Here is a 19,799-nt window from a genome sequence, read left to right as displayed (position 1 = left end):
CCCGAAGGGGGAAAAGCGTTCCAAGCACGCAGCTAAAGCGCATTCCCGCAGGGAACAGCGAGCAGGAGCACCTCTTTTCCTCCCACGTTACTCCAATTTGCGGGATCCCCAAGGGCAGCGAGCCCTTGGGAGCCCTCCCTTACGGTAAGGGAGGGTTTGGGAGGGTTGAGTCCCTGGTTTGGGAGGGTTGAGACACAGAAAAACGCAATGGCGTTCTACAGGCTTCACGCCGTAGCAAACGTCATTGCGTCCCATTCATTTGCTTTGCTTCAGTGTAATAACGACCCGCCGGTTCGGCTCCTCGCCTTTACTGTACGTTTTGACCTCCGGATGATCCTGAAGTTTGGAATGAATCACTTTGCGCTCCTGCGGCGACATCGGTTCAAGCGTGACTTCCTTTCGCGTACGAACGACTTTTCCGGCCAGCCTTACGGCTAGGTCCTCCAGCGTTTTTTTGCGGCGCTCGCGGAAATTTTCCGCATCCAATACAATCCGAATAAAACTATCCGAGTAACGGTTGGCGATAATATTCACCAAATATTGCAGAGCATCGAGGGTTTGCCCTCTACGCCCGATCAAGAGACCCAAATCATGGCCCGAAATGTTTAGCACGGTGCTGTCTTTGCCATGGATGGTCTCGACATTGAGATCCAATCCCATGCTTTTGCCGACGTCCCGTACGAATGACGCCGCCTCCTCATAGGGATCCTCATTCCCCTGATGCAATTCCTCCGCTTCCGCGGAAGCAGGCATCGGGGGTTCCGGAGCGCTCCCTTGCGGGGATGGTACTGAAACAGGGGCTTCAAGCAAAGTAAGCTCCACCTTTGCCTCCTTGACCCCGATCAATCCCAGGAATCCTTTTGACGGCTGCTCCAACACGTTTACGGCGACTTTGTCCTCGGTGGTGCCGAGCTTGGCCAGTCCTTGTCTTACAGCATCTTCAATGGTTTTTCCCGACGTCACGATTTTATTCATTTCGATTTTTTGGCCTCCTTGGCGCCTTTGCCGGGATGACCGGCTTTCAAATTCGAGCCGCCCCGCTTCTTGCCGGAAGAACTTCCCCCGCCGCCGCCGGCGGTTGCCACGGCCGGAACCGGGTCCTTCTTACGGTAGATGAAGAAGTTTTGCGCGATCGTGTACAGGTTGCTGAAAATCCAGTACAGCGGAAGCGCCGCGGCAAAATTGTACGCCATGACAAAGATCAGAATCGGATACACCCACATCATAAACGCCATGGGCCCTTGCATGCCCGACGGATTGACATTCGACATCATCTTGGTCTGAATAAATGTCGTGATCGCCGCAATCGCCGGCAATATAAACAGCTTATCCGGTTCTCCGAGCTGCAGCCACAGGAAGGAATGCTCACGGATCGCCGAATTGTAATAAATGGAGTTATACAACGCGATAAACACCGGCATTTGAATGATCAGTGGGAAACAACCCGCCATCGGGTTCACCTTGTTCTCCTGGAACAGCTTCATTGTCTCCTGCTGCTGCTTCTCGGGGTTATCCTTGTATTTCTCGCGGATCTTTTGCAGTTCCGGCTGGATCGCTTGCATCGCCTTGGAGCTCTTCACCTGCTTAAGGGTAAGCGGCAAAATCAGCGTCCGCACGATTAACACCATAATCAAAATCGCGATCCCGTATTCACCGTTAAACCATTTTGCAAACGTATCCAGGGCCAACGAAAAATAGTAAACGACGTTTGCGGTCCACCACGATCCGCTTGTTTTCATGCTTTCCGTCGTGGTAGCCAAATGAGCATTTTGCGGAGCGCAGCCGGCAAGAACCGCCACCAGCCCGACCGCAAGAAGGAGAAGAAGCCATCTTCTTCTGTTCGTCATCAATCGCGACACTTCAAAACCCCTCTCTTAACCTATCCATTCAACGTAAATCATAACATATTTAAAAGGACAAAGAAACAAGCCTGCCTAACGTCCGGAAGCCCGCAGCAACGAGGCTTTCCGAAGCACATGGAGCACGCTTTTCTCCAGTTCCTTGTATTCCATCCCGACGGCGCCGCTGCGGACGATTAAGATGAGATCGACATGGTCGCGGATCTCGGCTTCGTGCAGGCGGACGATTTCTTTGAGCAGCCTGCGCATCCGGTTGCGGACCACGGCGTTGCCGATCTTTTTGCTGGCGGATACCCCTAACCGGAACCGTTCGATATCCGGCTTATTGGACCAATAAACGACAAGCTGGCGGTTGGCGAAGGACTTTCCGAACCGGTAAATGCGATTAAAGTCGGCCCGGTTCCTTAAACGAAGTTTTTTATGCACGAGTTATCTCCTTGGTTCAAACTTCCCGATCCATTTCAAAGGGCGTAACTTCTAAAGTATTATAGACCAACATTTCCGCAATTAAAGCCGCATACAAAAAAAAGACCACCGCAGTGGTCTTTAACGCACGCTTTACGCACTCAATACTTTTCTGCCTTTGAGACGACGAGCAGCGAGAACCTTGCGGCCGTTTTTCGTGCTCATTCTTTTACGGAAACCATGAACCTTTTTACGCTTGCTCACATTCGGTTTGAAAGTCGGTTTCATCTATCGCACCCCCTTACAGGATTCACTATCGATTTCATCATTTTCATATCCACAGAAAATGCCTTTTTCCATTTAATCATACCGCCTGTAAAAAGTCAACAGACCGTTCCTTTTTCCCGGGCGCATTCTTTTTCTTAAAAATTATACACAATCCACAATCCTTCGTTTCAAAAAAAGTTGTCCACAAATAAATAAAATATTCGGCCAAGCATATAAGTTATGCACATGTGGAAAAGTATGCTTGCGGGACTTGCGCCGTTGAATTCACAAATTTCCGGCATCCCCGGTTTACAGGTTTCGGGCTAAGGAGTATATTGAACAAGAGAAGTTGTATACAAGTATACTGATACAAGAAAGAGGTGCTTTATTATCATGAAAATTGGCATGATCGGCCTTGGCAAGATGGGCATGAACCTGGTTTCCAATTTGCTTGAGCACAAGCATGAGGTCGTAGCTTTCGACATGAATCCGGATTCCGTCAGCCATGCCGCCGGTAAAGGAGCCGTTCCCGCCAACAGCTTGGAACAGCTGGTCGCTTCCTTGGAGCCTCCGCGGGTCATCTGGGCGATGGTCCCCGCCGGCGGACCTTTGCATTCGGTCGTAACAACGCTTACCCCGCTGCTTGAACAAGGAGACATCGTCATCGACGGAGGCAATTCGCATTATAAAGATTCGCTGGCCCTGGCCGAACAGCTGTCGGAGAAAGGCATCCACTTCTTTGATGTCGGCACTTCCGGCGGCGTTGAAGGCGCGGAGCATGGCGCCTGCTTCATGATCGGCGGGGACGAAACGGCCTTCCGCCATATCGAACCGCTTTTCCGCGATCTAGCGGTTGAAAACGGCTACTTGTACGCGGGGAAATCCGGCAGCGGCCACTTTCTTAAAATGGTGCACAACGGAATCGAATACGGCATGATGCAAGCGATTGCCGAAGGTTTTGAAGTGCTGGACAAAAGCCCGTTTGAATTCGATTTCGAGCAGGTGGCGCGCGTATGGTCCAACGGTTCGGTCATCCGCAGCTGGCTGATGGAGCTGGCGCAAAACGCTTTTTCCAAGGATCCGAAGCTGGAAAGCATCCGCGGGGTCATGCATTCGTCCGGGGAAGGCAAATGGACGGTCGAAACGGCGCTCGATCTTCAAGCCAGCGCGCCGGTTATCGCCATGTCGCTGTTTATGCGGTACCGCTCGCTGGATAGCGACGCATTTCACGGCAAAGTCGTCGCCGCGCTGCGCAACGAATTCGGCGGTCACGCGGTAGAATCAGCGAAATAAACGGTTTAAAACGTACGGATATCGGCTGACCGCCAGGACGCTTTCATGCTATGATCGAAGTGATCAAGTAAAAAGGATCACACGGGAAATTTCATCTGAATAGGAGATATGATACATGCAGTTTCCTGCTTCATGGCTAAAAAGCGGCTCTTTAGGCGAGTCGATCGCCGCCGAACTTCGGCTGCAAATGGTAAGCGGCGCGATCAAACCGGGCGAGATCTTGTCCGAAAACCGCATTGCCGCGGATTTCGGAACAAGCCGCTCTCCGGTCCGAGAAGCGTTGAAAACGCTGTCCGGCGAAGGCCTGATCACTTTGCAGCGCATGGGGGCCGTCGTTCGCGGCCTGAATTTACAGGATATCGAAGAGCTTTACGATGTCCGCTATTTGATTGAAAGCTTTGCCTGGCAGCGCCTCGCCGCCGATCCGGAGAAGCTGCTGTCCCAATTGGACAAAATCGTCGACAAAATGGAGCTGGCCGGCAAACACCGGGATACGGTGGATTTTGCTTATCAGGACCTCTGTTTTCATGAAACGATCATTACCGGGGCCCGCCATTCGCGAATCGAGCAGCTATGGACCAGCATCCGGCAAGTAGTGATGACGGTCATGCTGATTACGACCCGCGAGGTCCTATCGCAAGGCGAGGAAAAAATTGAATATGTCGTAGGCAAGCACCGCAAGCTGTTGGAAAGTTTTAAATCGCGGGACAGCGAGACCATTCAGCGCAATATTGAAGAGTATTTTGCCGATTCCCGCCGTACGCTGCATAAGAGTATCCCTAAATGATTTAAGGCTGGCCTTGTGCGGCCTTTGGCCGTTCATCTTGTCGACAAGTATACATTAATGGGAATTGGATTTTAGCTCATACTAAAATCCAATCAATCTATTGAAATGAAAGCGTTGCAATATGGGCATTAACTATAAAGGAGGAACTTCAATTTGGGTACGCTGTTCGGAATGAGCCATAACGCCACGCTGCTGTTATGGACCTTAATTGTGATCGTTTTTCTTGTCTTGCTGATTTCCAAATATAAATGGAATCCGTTTGTTACGCTGTTGATCTCCGCCCTGCTGCTCGGGCTGCTGGCCGGCATGAAGCCGCTCGACGTCGTTAGTTCGATCACGGGCGGCCTCGGCGGCACGCTGGGGACGATCGCCATTGTCATCGGGCTCGGCACGATGCTGGGCAAAATGATGGCCGAATCCGGCGGCGCCGAACGGATCGCCACGACCTTGATCGACCGTTTCGGCGAACAAAGAGTGCACTGGGCGATGATGCTCGTCGGATTTATTGTCGGCATCCCCGTCTTTTTTGAAGTCGGCGTCATTTTGCTGATTCCGATCGTATTTACCGTAGCCAAAAAGACGAACATGTCGCTGCTGCAGATCGGCATACCGATTTTGGCCGGCTTGTCCACCGTGCATGGACTTGTCCCGCCGCATCCGGCCCCCATGATTGCAATCGACGCCTACGGGGCCGATCTGGGCCGGACGATTCTTTATTCGCTCCTCGTCGGGCTGCCGGTCGCGATCATCGCCGGCCCCTTGTTCGGCAAATATATCGGCAAACGCATCGCCCTGCAGCCGCCGGCCGAGCTGGCCGAACAATTTGCCGTCAAAGAGGGCCGCAAGCCGCCGAGCTTCGGCATGACGCTGTTTACGATTTTGCTGCCCGTGATCCTGATGCTGATCGGTTCGCTCGCAAGCATCATTGATCCCAAGGCAACGAGCCCAATCACGCTGTTTTGCGAATTTATCGGCCATGAAATCATGGCGCTCTTGATCGCCGTCGTGTTTTCCTTCTTTTCGCTGGGATACAGCCGCGGATTTTCGAAGCACGACATTTCCAAATTTACGAGCGAATGTCTGGCGCCGATCGCATCGATCGTGCTGATCATCGGCGCCGGCGGCGCGTTTAAGCAGGTGCTGATCAATAGCGGCGTTGGCCAGGCAATTGCCGAAATGGCCACCGGAGCGAATATCAACATTATTTTCTTCTCCTGGTTGGTGGCCGCGTTGATCCGTGTAGCCACCGGCTCGGCCACCGTCGCCATGACGACGGCCGCGGGCATCGTCGCGCCCGTGCTCGCCCTGACGCCGGGAGCGAATGTGGAACTGGCCGTACTGGCCACCGGTGCCGGTTCGATCGTGCTGTCCCACGTCAACGACGCCGGCTTCTGGATGGTGAAGGAGTTTTTCAATATGTCCGTCCCGCAGACCTTGAAGTCCTGGACGGCCATGGAAACGATTCTTTCCGTCGTCGGACTGGTATTGATCTTGATTCTGAGCTTTATTTTTTAAAAACGTCATGTTTACAATGAGTTAACCGGATATGCTGAACTATTAGGAATGATAAAGGCAAGAGGGTAGCCTCAATTCGTTCAATCATTTGTTCAACTTATACAGATATAAACGTAGAGAGAAGGTTTTGAAATGAATTCCCTGACCTATATGATCGGCCTGGATATTGGAACGACCAGCACCAAAGCGGTCCTGTTCGAACGGAGCGGCAAGGTGGTCGCCTCCGCCAACGAAGAATATCCGCTATACACCCCTTCCGCTTCCATCGCCGAGCAGGATCCGGATGAAATTTTCTCCGCCGTCGTGGCGGTGGTTCGCCAAATTATGAAAAAAAGCGGGCTGGCTCCGGAGCAAATCGGCTTCGTGTCGTTCAGCACGGCGATGCACAGCGTCATCCCGGTCGATAAAGACGGCAAACCGCTGATGCGCTGCATTACCTGGGCCGATAACCGGAGCGTGGACTATGCGGAGCGGCTCAAAAACGAGCTGGGCGGCCATGAGATCTATCTGCGCACCGGAACGCCGATCCATCCGATGTCGCCGCTGACCAAGCTGATGTGGCTGCGCCAAGAGCAACCGGACATTTTTCAGAAAACGCGGAAGTTTATTTCTATTAAAGAATACGTTTTTCTCCAGCTGTTCGGGGAATACGTGATCGATTATTCGATCGCCTCCTGCACGGGGCTGCTGAATTTGGAGAAGCTGGATTGGGACGAGGAAGCGCTGCGCGTGGCCGGCATTACGCCGGAGCATTTGTCGAAGCTCGTGCCGACGACGCATATTATGCAGGGGCTTTCGCAAAAATACGCCGACGATATGGGCTTGTCGACCTCGACCCCATTTGTGATCGGAGCGAGCGACGGCGTGCTGTCCAATCTCGGGGTGGACGCGATCGATCCCGGGGTCGTCGCCGTCACGATCGGCACCAGCGGCGCGATCCGTACGGTGGTCGACCGGCCGAAAACCGATCCGAAGGGGCGGATTTTCTGCTACGCGCTTACGGACAAACACTGGGTGATCGGCGGGCCGGTCAACAACGGCGGGGTGATTTTCCGCTGGGTCCGCGACGAATTCGCCGCTTCCGAGGTCGAAACCGCGAAACGGCTCGGGATCAGCCCTTACGATGTACTGACCAAAATCGGCGAGCGTGTAAACCCCGGCTCCGACGGCCTTATTTTCCACCCTTATCTGGCCGGCGAACGGGCGCCTCTGTGGAATCCGAACGCGCGCGGTTCTTTTTTCGGGCTGACGCTGCATCATCAGAAAGAGCATATGATCCGCGCCGTGTTGGAGGGTGTTATTTACAACCTGTACACGGTGCTGCTGGCGATGGAAGAGCAGATCGGACGGCCCCGCAAAATCCAGGCGACCGGCGGCTTCGCCCGCTCCCCGCTGTGGCGGCAGATGCTGGCCGATATTTTCGACCAGCAGGTCGTAATCCCGGAAAGCATCGAAAGCTCTTGTCTCGGCGCGGCCGTCCTCGGCTTGTATGCGCTGGGCGAAATCGATTCCTTCGATATTGTCAAAAGTATGGTCGGGGGAACGTACATGCATTCGCCAAACGCCAAGCATACCGCGGTTTATAAACAGATACTGCCGATCTACATCCGCATTTCGCGCAAGCTGGAAGAAGAATACGAAGCGATCGCCAAGCTCCAGCGCCATCTGACCGAGGGGTGAGCGGACGGTAGCTTCAAACATAAAAATGACCCGCCTATCCGAGTTGCGCTCGTACTTTAGGATCTTTAACGAACCTTTGGCATGATGCGTACTCACAAGCGGGTCTAATTTTTTCACTACTGTTTTAGCCTACTTTAACGGAATATATATATCTATTTGCGAATGGGGATGATCGTAGCCCTTAAAGCGTTCATCATACAGCTCAAAGTCCTCCCGGTCGTCCACCTCCTCTTTGGTTGAAAAAAACCAGGTCCCCCAGATATAACGAAACGTTTGCGGCAGCAGCTCCAGCGTGCCCGTATGGGTGAAAACGGCGTAACGTCCTCCCTTCAGCCTCTTGACGACAAAAGCTTCGGGCAGACCTTCAACGTCATCCACCTCCAGGCCAACCACCTCGGAAAAAAGCATGTCATCGCCCATTGTGTACAGCGCGTTATCCCCCTGACAGGCTTCACAAATGCCGAAAGCCCGTCCGTTCGGTTTGACGCCGGGAATCAAATGCGATTTGGCATGAAACTTCCTCCACAATTCGGGCAAAACATTGTCCCGCAGCGTCGTCCGGCCGCGTATTCCGGCTATCAAGATCCCCGGCACATCTACGATTCGCGGGTGAACGGTTATGTTGTTAAGCCGATGGCGGATCGCTTCCGGCTCCAGCCTATCTTTTGCCGCGATCAGCAAATTCAGCCGTTTTTTGCGATAGGCATGGGGACTCATCTTATATACCGTTTTGAAGGCCCGGCTGAACGCCTCGTTGGAGTGAAACCCGTTTTCCAGCGCTATATCGATAATCCGCTTGTCGGTGTATAGCAGCTTTTTCGCTCCGTCCGCCAAACGCCGCTTTTTGATATAGCTTCCGATGCTTTCACCCAGCAGCGCCGAAAACTGCCTGGTAAGATGATAGTAGGAATAACCAACTTTCCTTGCCACGTCCTCTACGCCGATCTCCTCACCCAGATGGTTTTCTATATATATAATCGCTTTTTCGAACGCCTGCAAACAGTCCACGGCACACCCTCACTTCATATCAATTCGCTGGAATAGGCACGAACCCGAAAAATTCAGGATGTGCTTTGTCCGCATGCAATTCGATGTCCAGCACGGTCTCGCCAAGCGGTTCGCGAATATCATAACTGCGCCAGCCGTTGGCGCTTCGTCCGCCCCAGCACAGTTCCATGGTCCCTTTGGCCGGGTTCATGATCATGCTTTTAGTGGTACCGAAAAAGTCTTCATAATACGGGCAGCTGAGGCCGGCCGGGAATTTTCCCAATAGCAGCTGCTTCAAATCATCCTCCGAAACCTGACCCTTCCCTTCAAGAGTATGCCCCATCAATTCGTAACGCTGCAGGGAATTGCGCATCGCCTGCGGCTCGTAAGGCACCAGTTCCGGCATATGCGGATGATTGGTGGCGTAAAGAAGCTGGGTGGTGCTGGAATGGTCGATTTGCTTCACGGCCATCCGGCCATCGAGCGTTTCCGCGAGCGCGGCTCGGCCGCTTTTATCCACAAGCATTAGGTTCATGTTATACGCTATAGGCATGTCTTTCATATACGCCAAGGCCTCGGGGACATCCTTGCAGTTTTCCAGCAATGCGCGGATCACCGCCCAAAACTGCAAACCGGTCAGCTTCGGACTGCGCATATACGGCAGCGCCCCAACCGGAAAGCCGCAGGAGCTCATCGTCACGGCAAGCCCGCATTCGTTAAAACCGTCATCGCGGCCGAAATGCAGCACACTGGTGCCAAGATGGGCATACTTTCCGGTCACGGAGGTTTTCACCAGCGTAAAATCCTCCGCATCCGAGCTGAATTCATAGTTCCGGGCAAGCAGCGGGTTTCCGCTTGCGGAAATCCCCGGCAAGACGGCGATCTGGCTGCACCGCGGGCGCAAGTAAGTCATGGCGTAATAGATGATTTGCGAAGGCTTGGCTTCCAGCGCGTCGGCGAATCCCCGCAGTTCCTCGGCAAGGCCCGGACACCAGCGGTTGAACAATTCGGCGGCTTTCTTCGCCTCCGCTTCATCAAAATGATCAAATCCAGCGGTGTGAAAAGCTCTCAGCGCAGGGTTCTCCTTCGTAAATTCGCCAAAGCCCCAGCCGATTTCGTAATTCGTTCCTCGCAATTCTACCGTATAAGCTTGTTTTTTAATCATCCGGTTCCTCCTATGTCCAATGAGTTTTTTATTATTCCGGTTCTCCTGCTTCGACCACTGCCTTTTCTTCAGAATCATTTCACATCGCTTGCCAAACCCTTTATTCTTTTGTTCAACATATATTCTGCCAGAGGCAAAAATAAAAATCTTGATAGTTTCTGCTGCCTAACTGCAACGAAAAACATAAGGGCAAAAAAGGGCGTTATTCCGGCAATATCCGTCCATTGGAGAGAAATAGAGGCAATTTATGTCGCTATATTTACGAAACGTAGGGTGATGCCGGCTTTCGGGGCATCCATAGGAATATAGGTACATAAAATGCCGCTAATGAGGTTGAACGTGCTTGGCAACGGATAATAAGTACATAAAGTGCCGCTATTTTAAAGTCCCAGCCATCGGTTCCCCGGTCCAGCAACCAGCAGTCAAGTTCAGTCAAGCACCGATTTCTGATCTTCTGGGTTAAGCCTATTATCCCATTAAAAAAATATATGCACAGGTGAAGAGAAGCCGGTCAGGTCTTGCCATTAATAACCTGTGCATAATTTTTTTGAGTTTTTCGTTCATCATGTCGAAATTTAAACAAATTATAAACAATATGTAGTGGTGTGCATGAGAATTATGCACAAGTTATTGAATTTGTGGATAAAAGCAGACAATACATTGAAATATAAGCCTTGGTTTGCTATGATTATATTGCTTTTGTTGTGAATATCTAAGTTTTGAGTATCGTTTATTCACAACCTGTGGATAAAATTGTGAACAATTCGAATTTATTCACGTTTATAATAATCATATGGAACTGGACTATGGGGATAAATTTCCCCATTATTTATGTTTTTTTGACTTCTTTCGCATGGCTTAAGCCACACTTGGAAGTTTTAAAAGGAGTGACAGTCTGTGGACAGCCATACTTCGGAAATATGGCAGCAAATTTTAGCGATCATTAATACCAAACTGAGCAAACCCAGCTTTGACACCTGGTTCAAAGCAACGAAGATCGTCACTATGACCGACAAAGCGATCGTCATCTCCGCGCCGACGACGTTTGCGGTGGAATGGCTGGAAAGCCGCTACACGAAGCTGGTCGCAACGACGATTTTCGAATTTACCGGCAAACAGCTCGACGTCTCCTTCGTCATTGAAGAATCCGCTCCGGCCGAACAAACCCAGGTGTACAAGGAACCTCCCGCTCCCGTCCCAAGCGAGGAAAGCGTTTCCAACATGCTTAATCCGAAGTATACGTTCGACACGTTCGTCATCGGGTCCGGCAACCGCTTCGCCCATGCGGCTTCCCTGGCTGTCGCGGAAGCGCCGGCCCGCGCGTACAACCCGCTTTTCCTCTACGGCGGCGTAGGACTCGGCAAAACCCATCTGATGCACGCGATCGGCCACTATATTTTGGAGCATAGCCCCAGCAGCAAAGTCGTATACATTTCCTCCGAGAAATTTACGAACGAATTCATCAATTCCATCCGGGATAACCGTGCGGAAAGCTTCCGCAACAAATACCGCAACATCGACATCTTGCTGATCGACGATATTCAGTTCCTGGCCGGCAAGGAATCGACCCAAGAGGAATTTTTCCATACGTTTAACGCGCTGCACGAAGAGAGGAAGCAGATCATCATCTCCAGCGACCGCCCGCCAAAAGAGATTCCGACGCTGGAGGAGAGGCTGCGCTCGAGGTTCGAATGGGGACTGATCACCGATATCCAGCCGCCGGATTTGGAGACGCGGATCGCGATTTTGCGCAAAAAGGCCAAGGCCGAAAATCTCGATATTCCGAACGAAGCGATGATCTATATCGCCAATCAAATCGATACGAACATCCGCGAGCTGGAAGGCGCTTTGATCCGGGTTGTCGCTTATTCCTCCCTGATCAATCAAGACATCACCACTCATCTGGCGGCGGAAGCGCTCAAGGATATCATTCCTTCCAGCCGTCCGAAGATGATAACGATCCAGGACATTCAGCAAAAGGTCGGCGATTACTACAATTTGAAGCTGGACGATTTCAAAGCTCGCAAACGGACCAAAGCGATCGCTTTTCCGCGGCAAATCGCCATGTATCTGGCCCGCGAACTAACCGATTTCTCGCTGCCGAAGATCGGCGACGCCTTTGGCGGACGGGACCACACGACGGTCATTCACGCACACGAGAAAATCACCCAGCAGCTCAAGAACGACCAGGAACTGTACAAGATCGTAAACAACATTACCGAGAAAATAAAAAACGCCACCTGAATAAGGGATAAGCCTATGCACATGATATTCACATGTGGATAGGCTTCATTTCATATTTTTCGGGTTGTTATCCACATATTCAGGGCCCCTACTACTTCTTCTAAATATATTTAAATATACACATCTTAATAAGTGGTAGCGCACAACCTGACTTCGGGGACCAACGCAAACGGCAATCAGCACAATTCGCGCGCTCTCGTATAACCCGAAGAACCGAGGGAGTAATCCCGTTACATAAAACAAGCTTATGCGTATAAAGCAAGTTTTATTACTAATAGATTTAAAGTTACCGAAGTAAATTTTATTGCGAAGTTATTTCAAAGAGGCTTATGCTTCCGAAGTAGTTTTATTGCGATGTTATTTCTAAAGGAGCACACGCTCCATAAAACTTTTAGGAGTTGAATTTATGAAAATCCGCATTTTAAAACATGATCTTAACGAGTCGATTCAGCACGTATCCAAGGCGATTTCCAGCCGTACGACAATTCCGATTTTGACGGGGATCAAGCTGGAAGTGAATTTTCAAGGGATGACCTTAACCGCCAGCGACACCGACATCTCCATTCAGGCCTTTATCCCGGCCGAGGACAAGGAGAAGCAGATCGTTCAAGTCGAACGTCCCGGCAGCGTAGTGCTGCCCGCTAAATTTTTCGTTGAAATTATCAAAAAGCTGCCTTCGGAAGAAATCGAAATGGAGGTTCAGGACGGCTTTCAAACGTTCATTCGCTCCGGTGCGACGGACATCCAAATGGTCGGCCTTGACCCCGAGGAATTCCCGGTACTGCCGAGCGTCGAGGAGAACCAGGTCATTTCCATTCCCGGCGATTTGCTGAAAAATATGATCCGGCAGACCGTATTCTCGATTTCCACCAACGAAACTTCGCCGATTCTGACCGGGGTATTGTGGAATTTAAGCGACAATCAGTTCAAGTTCGTGGCGACGGACCGGCACCGGCTGGCCAGCCGTGTGGCCGGGCTCGATGACGCCGAAGGGGCGCGCTTCAGCAACATCGTCATTGCCGGCAAAACCCTAAACGAGCTGAGCAAAATCATTCCCGATCAAAATACGCGCATCGAGATCGTCGTCGCCGACAACCAGGTGCTGTTCAAAATCGACCGCGTCCTGTTCTATACGCGCATTCTCGACGGGACTTATCCGGATACTTCCAAGATTATTCCGACAAACTATAAAACAGAACTGATTTTGGACACGAAAAAATTAAGCGATTCGATCGACCGCGCTTATTTGCTGTCCCGCGAGGAGAAAACGAACATCGTGCGCCTGCAGACGCTGGAGGACGGCTCCATTGAAATCTCCTCCAGCTCTTCGGAACTGGGGAAAGTTACCGAGCAAATGGAAGTCGCCCAGTTCACCGGGGAACCGCTGCGCATCTCCTTCAACTCGAAATATATGCTGGACGTGCTCAAAGTCGTGGAGAGCGAGCAGCTGCATATCGGATTTACGGGCGCGATGAGCCCGATCATTATCAAGCCGGTAGACGACACGCAGAGCCTGTATCTGATTTTGCCTTACCGGACTACCCACTGATCTGAAAGGAAATTGGCGCCATGAAAATAATCTCCATTTCCAGTGAATATATTAAATTGGATCAATTTTTAAAATTGGCCGATTGCGTGCCGACGGGCGGCATGGCCAAAGCGCTGCTGGCGGACGGGGCGGTCAAAGTCAACGGGGAGGCGGAAGAGCGCCGGGGCCGGAAGCTTTATCCTGGAGATAAAATCGAAGTGGAAGGAAGCGGAACCTTCCAGGTGGCCGGACCGAAGGCTCCCTGACCGGCTGCTTCACAGCCTTAAATCCGCGGAAGGAAGCGGAAAACGAGGGGGCTTAAGCTATCGTGTATGTTAATCAAATAACGCTGCAGCATTACCGGAACTATGATACGCTCTCGTTAAACTCGTTTGGCGCCGTCAATTTGATCATCGGACGCAACGCTCAAGGCAAAACCAATCTGCTCGAAGCTTTGTTTGTGCTGGCTTTGTCGAAATCGCACCGGACCGGCAAAGACAAGGAGCTGATTTCGTTCGGCAGCGATCACGCCGTGGTCGAGGCGGAAGTGGAGAAGAAGTACGGAGCCGTCCGCCTGGAGCTTCGCCTGACCTCGCAGGGCAAAAAAGCGAAGCTGAACGGTCTGGAGCAGCGCAAGCTCAGCGATTTCATCGGCGCGCTGAACGTCGTCATGTTCGCCCCGGAGGATTTGGAAATCGTCAAGGGCACGCCGGGAGTGCGGCGGCGTTTTCTAGATATGGAAATCGGCCAGGTGCAGCCCGGATATTTATATCATCTTCAGCAATATCAGAAGGTTTTGGTGCAGCGGAACAACCTGCTGAAACAAGCCTGGGGCGCCGGACCCGAGCTTTCCACGATGCTGGAAATCTGGAACGAGCAGCTTGCGGAGCATGGTGTTAAAATCATCAAAAAAAGGAAACAATTTATAAGAAAACTGCAAAAATGGGCGGAGCAGATCCACGAAGGCATCACCGGCGGCGGTGAAAAGCTGAAATTATCCTATCTTCCCTCGTTCGGCGAGACGGAAGAAGAAGATGAAGCTGTCTTATTGCGCCAATTTATGATAAAGTTATCACAAGTGAAGGATCAGGAAATCCGCCGCGGCATGACGCTTTGCGGCCCCCATCGCGACGATGTCTCTTTTTATATTAACGGGAACGAAGCCCAAGTATACGGGTCGCAGGGGCAGCAGCGGACCACGGCGTTATCTTTGAAACTGGCGGAAATCGAGCTCATTCATGAGGAGATCGGGGAATATCCCATCCTGCTGCTCGACGACGTATTGTCCGAGCTCGACCCTTACCGCCAAACCCAATTGATCGAAACGTTTCAGAGCAAAGTGCAGACGTTCATTACGGCAACTGGCATCGAAAGCATCAATGCAAGCCGGCTGCGGGACGCCAGCATTTTTCATGTTCAGGACGGACAAGTCCAAGGAGGGGCGAAGGAGTAAAATGTATATTCATTTGGGCGGAGAAAAAGTCATTCTCTCTTCGGAGTTGGTTGCGATTTTTGATATTTCCATCGAGCAGTCTTCGAAAATATCCAAGCAGTTTATCAGCCACGCGCTTGAGCAAAAAAACGTCGTGCGTATCGGCGAAGAAGAGGCCAAGTCGATCGTCGTGACCCAAAATGAAGTATACTATTCGCCTATTTCCTCGGCGACTTTGAAAAAAAAGGCTAACGTTATATTGGCGGTTTAGCGTTATAATATAAGTTCAGGGGTTTACAAGTTGTGGTTGAATCTATAGAAGTAGGTGAAGGCATTGTCGATGAACGAACAAACGTATGACGAGAGTAACATACAGGTGCTCGAAGGCCTGGAAGCGGTCCGGAAACGGCCGGGGATGTATATCGGATCCACCAGCGTCCGCGGTTTGCACCACTTGGTATGGGAAGTCGTAGACAATAGTATAGACGAGGCGCTTGCCGGCTATGCCAACAAAATCGACGTCATCGTTCATGAAGATAACAGTGTGACTGTCATAGACAACGGCCGGGGCATTCCGGTCGGCCTGAATGAGAAGCTGCAGAAATCAACGCTCGAAGTCGTCATGACCGTGCTGCATGCCGGGGGGAAATTCGGCGGCGGCGGGTACAAAGTGTCAGGGGGACTTCACGGGGTCGGCGTTTCCGTCGTCAACGCGCTGTCCACGAAAGTCGTCGTTGAGGTAAGACGCGACGGGCATGCTTATCAGCAAGAGTATCACCGCGGCGTGCCTCAATACGATGTGCGGGTCATTGGCGACACGGAGGAAACCGGGACGAAGACGAGATTTTACCCCGATCCGGAAATTTTTACGGAAACGACCGTTTTCGATTACAACACGCTGCTGACGCGGATTCGGGAGCTGGCCTTTTTGAATAAAGGCATCAATCTTTCCCTGACCGATGAACGCACCGGAGCCAGCGATTCGTTCCATTACGAAGGCGGCATCAAGGAATATGTGATTTTCCTGAATCATAACAAAGAAGTGCTGCATGAAGAGCCGATTTATGTGGAAGGCCAACGCGAAATGATTCAGGTGGAAATTGCCCTGCAATACAACGAAGGGTATACCGAAAATATTTATTCGTTTGCCAACAACATTCATACGCACGAGGGCGGCACCCACGAATCCGGCTTTAAGAGCGCGCTGACGCGCATCATCAACGATTATGCCCGCAAGGCCGGGATGATCAAGGACAATGACAACAATTTGACCGGGGACGACGTGCGCGAAGGATTGACGGCGATTATTTCCGTGAAAATTCCCGAACCCCAATTCGAAGGGCAAACGAAAACGAAGCTCGGCAACAGCGAAGTGCGGGGAATCGTGGAATCGCTGTTTGCGGAGAAGCTGCAGGAATTTTTGGAGGAAAACCCGGCCGTATCCCGGCGCGTCCTGGAGAAATCGCTGCAGGCTTCGCGGGCGCGGGAAGCGGCCCGTAAAGCGCGCGAGCTGACGCGCCGCAAGAGCGCCCTGGAGGTCAGCGCCCTGCCGGGCAAGCTGGCGGATTGCTCCTCCAAGGACGCCTCGATCAGCGAACTGTACATCGTCGAAGGCGACTCGGCCGGCGGCTCGGCGAAGCAAGGGCGGGACCGCCACTTCCAGGCGATTTTGCCGCTGCGCGGTAAAATTTTGAACGTGGAGAAAGCGCGTCTGGACCGCATCCTCGGCAACGCCGAAATCCGCGCGATCATCACGGCGCTGGGCACCGGGATCGGCGAGGAGTTCGATATTGCGAAGGCGCGGTATCACAAGGTCATCATCATGACCGACGCCGACGTTGACGGCGCCCATATCCGGACGCTGCTGCTGACGTTTTTCTTCCGCTACATGCGGAAGATCATCGAAGCCGGTTACGTTTATATCGCGATGCCGCCGCTGTTCAAAATCGAACGCAACAAAACGGTGCGCTACGCCCAGTCCGAGAAAGAACGCGATGAAATCATCGCCGAATTCGGCGAAGGGGTAAAAGTCAACGTTCAGCGCTACAAAGGTTTGGGCGAGATGAACCCGGAGCAGCTGTGGGAGACGACGATGGATCCGGAAAGCCGGACGATGCAGCAGGTATCGATTGCCGACGCCATTCAGGCGGATGCGATTTTTGATACGCTGATGGGCGACAACGTCGAGCCGCGCCGCGATTTCATTCACGAGCATGCCAGATACGTCAAGAACCTCGATATCTAATCAGATGAAAAAGTAAAAATCAGCGTGAAATTGATCAAAATACCGTCACTGTGGTGGCGGTATTTTTTTAATATGGAGGTACGCAAGAGGGAAGACGACGAGGAAGGTTACTTAAATTCGGCTTGTCTGAAACTTGCTATAATCAGTCATAGACGGAGTAAACCGGTGGGAATGACATGGTGACTACCCGAAAGGGGGTGACGCTGTATCACTTGACTTGTTCGTGAAGATTCTGGACTTGCTGCTTAAAGTGGTTGGCATTTTTGCTGGCCTTCAGACTTTGTTTTGCGGCAAAAAACAGAAGAAAGCACGTAGAGACAAGAAAAACCACCGGCGATAGGTTGGGCCCTTGACCGGTGGTTTTTCTTCTCTTTGAATGAAAATCTCGCCGTGGTTGCCCACTGGAGCTTTGTCGGAATAGTCGTGATGCTACCAACATCACGACTATTTTTATGTACGCCCAGCATGGGCGTCATCTATAGGGTGAAAGTCCCGAGCGGGGGCTGGCGAGCGCCTGCCGCTAGCCAAGGGCAAGGGTGTCCATCGCGAGGTGGAATCTGAAGGAAGCCGGAGGCAAAAGCACGGGCCAAGGTACACAAACTGGATTTGAGGCAGGATGAACCGGATGAGCTGCCATAACACAGCGAAATCCAAAGCCGCCAAGGATCACTCCTGTAAACTCCAGTGGTCGTGGGCGGAAAGATGACGTTCTTATCTGGGGAGGCCTGCGGGAGAAAAAAAAAAAATGCGAAGTCACTTCGTAACCGCAACCGAGAGGCTGCGCTGAACCCGCAGGAGTCAGCAGAGGCCATAGTACGCAAGTACGGGACGCCGGAAAGCGGAAGGGCCGAACCGAAAGGAGAGAGGAAACCGATGCGTTCGCGTGAAGAGCAAAGACAGCCGAATATCCCAAAAGGGAGCTGCCAACAAAGAGAAGCGGTGAAGCCGTCAGGGTATGTTGGAGCGCCGAGTTCTTCATCGGCACAAATCGATCCTTCCTCTCACGAGGCAAGTAACGACTTGTTGGAGCGAATGCTCGAAGGGGAGAACCTCAGGCTCGCCTATAAGCGAGTGGTACAAAACGGAGGTGCCCCCGGTGTAGACCGAGTAACGGTAGCGGGGCTACAGGCTTACCTGAACACACGCTGGGAAACGGTGAAAGATGAACTCCTAACGGGAACGTACAGACCGATACCTGTCAGACGGGTGAAAATCCCCAAACCCGGAGGCGGTGTAAGGCTGCTCGGTATCCCGACCGTGATGGACCGCTTCCTCCAACAAGCACTTCTGCAAGTGATGAACCCGATTTTCGATGCCCCCTTCTCTTGGTACAGCTACGGCTTTAGACCGGGGAAGAGAGCACACGATGCCGTGAAGCAAGCCCAGCGATATATCCAAAGCGGTCTGCGATGGGTCGTAGATATGGATTTGGAAAAGTTCTTTGACCGGGTGAACCACGACATTCTCATGGCAAGAGTGGCAAGGAGAGTGACAGACAAGCGAGTCTTGAAGCTGATTCGGGCCTACTTGGAAGCCGGAATGATGGAAGGTGGCATCTGCCAGAAGACGGACGAGGGAACTCCGCAAGGCGGTCCGCTAAGTCCGCTTCTGGCAAACATCTTACTCGATGATTTGGATAAAGAACTGACAAAGAGGGGGCTGCGGTTTGTTCGTTACGCGGACGACTGCAACATCTTTGTAGCGAGCAGGCGAGCAGGTGAACGAGTCATGGAATCGGTCACACGATTTGTGGAAGGAAAGTTGAAACTGAAAGTGAATCGGGACAAAAGTGCAGTGGACAGGCCATGGAACCGGAAGTTTCTTGGCTTTAGTTTCCTGTCGAATAAACAGGCGACGATTCGATTGGCTCCCAAGACAATCTCTCGATTTAAAGAGAAGATCCGGGAGTTGACAAACCGTACCCAATCAGTCTCCATGGAGGAACGTATATCTAGACTGAACCGTTACCTCATGGGATGGATTGGATATTTCCGAATCGCATCGGCGAAGAGCCACTGTGAAAGATTCGACCAGTGGATTCGAAGAAGACTTCGAATGTGCCTATGGAAACAATGGAAGCGGGTACGCACCCGAATTCGTGAACTTCGGGCACTCGGAGTCCCAGAATGGGCCTGCTATGTTATGGCAAACTCCCGCCGGGGTGCATGGGAAATGTCTCGAAACACAAATAACGCCCTTCCGACTTCCTACTGGGAAGTGAAAGGGCTGAAGAGTTTGCTTTCTCGTTACCTGGAGCTTTGTTAACCTTTTGGAACCGCCGTATGCGGACCCGCATGTACGGTGGTGTGAGAGGACGGGGGTTAGTCACCCTCTCCTACTCGATTTTACCCATGTGCAGATGAAGATATGACATAGGGGTTGTTCCTTCATA

Annotated in this window: 17 protein-coding genes; 11 read left to right on the top strand and 6 right to left on the bottom strand. The window is 51.9% G+C overall.

Going from position 1 to position 19,799, the window contains the following annotated elements:
• Positions 1-255: 255 nt before the first annotated feature.
• From jag to rpmH, 4 genes are all read right to left on the bottom strand, one after another.
• The gene (jag, locus tag NYE74_RS03315) at positions 256-975 is read right to left on the bottom strand and encodes an RNA-binding cell elongation regulator Jag/EloR (RefSeq protein ID WP_036618223.1); all 720 of its coding nucleotides are present in this window, start codon (positions 973-975) and stop codon (positions 256-258) included.
• Entirely contained in the window at positions 972-1,859 is an 888-nt protein-coding gene (locus tag NYE74_RS03310) for a YidC/Oxa1 family membrane protein insertase (protein WP_036618221.1), read from the bottom strand. The genes jag and NYE74_RS03310 overlap by 4 nt, the downstream gene beginning before the upstream one ends.
• Positions 1,860-1,934: 75 nt before the next feature.
• Positions 1,935-2,285 carry a ribonuclease P protein component gene (rnpA, locus tag NYE74_RS03305; protein WP_036618220.1) on the bottom strand — a complete coding sequence of 117 codons (351 nt, stop codon included), beginning with the start codon at positions 2,283-2,285 and terminating at the stop codon, positions 1,935-1,937.
• 132 nt (positions 2,286-2,417) lie between these two features.
• Complete coding sequence (rpmH, locus tag NYE74_RS03300; protein ID WP_009223341.1) at positions 2,418-2,552, bottom strand: 50S ribosomal protein L34; 135 nt, start codon at positions 2,550-2,552, stop codon at positions 2,418-2,420.
• A gap of 372 nt (positions 2,553-2,924) precedes the next feature.
• Here rpmH and gnd point away from each other — a divergent pair, with 372 nt between their 5' ends.
• From gnd to gntK, 4 genes are all read left to right on the top strand, one after another.
• Complete coding sequence (gene gnd, locus NYE74_RS03295; RefSeq protein WP_036618218.1) at positions 2,925-3,824, top strand: phosphogluconate dehydrogenase (NAD(+)-dependent, decarboxylating); 900 nt, start codon at positions 2,925-2,927, stop codon at positions 3,822-3,824.
• A 115-nt stretch (positions 3,825-3,939) separates the two neighbouring features.
• The gene (locus NYE74_RS03290) at positions 3,940-4,611 is read left to right on the top strand and encodes a GntR family transcriptional regulator (protein ID WP_036618216.1); all 672 of its coding nucleotides are present in this window, start codon (positions 3,940-3,942) and stop codon (positions 4,609-4,611) included.
• A 153-nt stretch (positions 4,612-4,764) separates the two neighbouring features.
• Positions 4,765-6,126 carry a GntP family permease gene (locus NYE74_RS03285; protein WP_316560451.1) on the top strand — a complete coding sequence of 454 codons (1,362 nt, stop codon included), beginning with the start codon at positions 4,765-4,767 and terminating at the stop codon, positions 6,124-6,126.
• A gap of 132 nt (positions 6,127-6,258) precedes the next feature.
• Positions 6,259-7,806, top strand: a complete 1,548-nt coding sequence (gntK, locus tag NYE74_RS03280) for a gluconokinase (RefSeq protein WP_036618213.1) — start codon at positions 6,259-6,261, stop codon at positions 7,804-7,806.
• Positions 7,807-7,935: 129 nt separating this feature from the next.
• On the opposite strand, the gene NYE74_RS03275 is transcribed toward gntK, so the two are convergent.
• Positions 7,936-8,814, bottom strand: coding sequence for an AraC family transcriptional regulator (locus tag NYE74_RS03275; RefSeq protein ID WP_036618211.1), 879 nt, complete (start codon positions 8,812-8,814; stop codon positions 7,936-7,938).
• Between the two features lie 19 nt (positions 8,815-8,833).
• Positions 8,834-9,958, bottom strand: coding sequence for a C45 family autoproteolytic acyltransferase/hydolase (locus NYE74_RS03270; RefSeq protein ID WP_036618209.1), 1,125 nt, complete (start codon positions 9,956-9,958; stop codon positions 8,834-8,836).
• Positions 9,959-10,855: 897 nt separating this feature from the next.
• Between NYE74_RS03270 and dnaA the strand changes: the two genes are divergently transcribed.
• The 7 genes from dnaA to ltrA all read left to right on the top strand — a co-directional run bounded on the left by dnaA (position 10,856) and on the right by ltrA (position 19,672).
• Complete coding sequence (gene dnaA, locus NYE74_RS03265; protein ID WP_036618207.1) at positions 10,856-12,202, top strand: chromosomal replication initiator protein DnaA; 1,347 nt, start codon at positions 10,856-10,858, stop codon at positions 12,200-12,202.
• Between the two features lie 406 nt (positions 12,203-12,608).
• A complete protein-coding gene (gene dnaN, locus NYE74_RS03260; protein WP_036618206.1) occupies positions 12,609-13,751 on the top strand; it encodes a DNA polymerase III subunit beta in 1,143 nt (380 codons plus the stop codon).
• 20 nt (positions 13,752-13,771) lie between these two features.
• Positions 13,772-13,996: a S4 domain-containing protein YaaA gene (yaaA, locus tag NYE74_RS03255; protein ID WP_036618205.1), complete on the top strand. Its 225-nt coding sequence runs from the start codon at positions 13,772-13,774 to the stop codon at positions 13,994-13,996.
• A gap of 62 nt (positions 13,997-14,058) precedes the next feature.
• Positions 14,059-15,183, top strand: coding sequence for a DNA replication/repair protein RecF (gene recF / locus NYE74_RS03250; RefSeq protein WP_036618203.1), 1,125 nt, complete (start codon positions 14,059-14,061; stop codon positions 15,181-15,183).
• Position 15,184: 1 nt separating this feature from the next.
• On the top strand, positions 15,185-15,433 hold the full coding sequence (gene remB, locus NYE74_RS03245) for an extracellular matrix regulator RemB (RefSeq protein ID WP_036618201.1): 249 nt from the start codon (positions 15,185-15,187) through the stop codon (positions 15,431-15,433).
• 69 nt (positions 15,434-15,502) lie between these two features.
• Positions 15,503-17,407 (top strand): DNA topoisomerase (ATP-hydrolyzing) subunit B, encoded by a 1,905-nt coding sequence (gene gyrB / locus NYE74_RS03240; protein WP_036618199.1) that lies wholly within the window; start codon positions 15,503-15,505, stop codon positions 17,405-17,407.
• A gap of 873 nt (positions 17,408-18,280) precedes the next feature.
• A complete protein-coding gene (gene ltrA, locus NYE74_RS03235) occupies positions 18,281-19,672 on the top strand; it encodes a group II intron reverse transcriptase/maturase (RefSeq protein ID WP_036621729.1) in 1,392 nt (463 codons plus the stop codon).
• Positions 19,673-19,799: the final 127 nt, after the last annotated feature.

It is taken from the genome of Paenibacillus sp. FSL P4-0127 (assembly GCF_038007325.1).
In the GTDB taxonomy this organism is placed as follows: Bacteria; Bacillota; Bacilli; order Paenibacillales; family Paenibacillaceae; genus Fontibacillus; species Fontibacillus macerans.
This window is presented reverse-complemented; position numbering and strand designations above follow the sequence as displayed.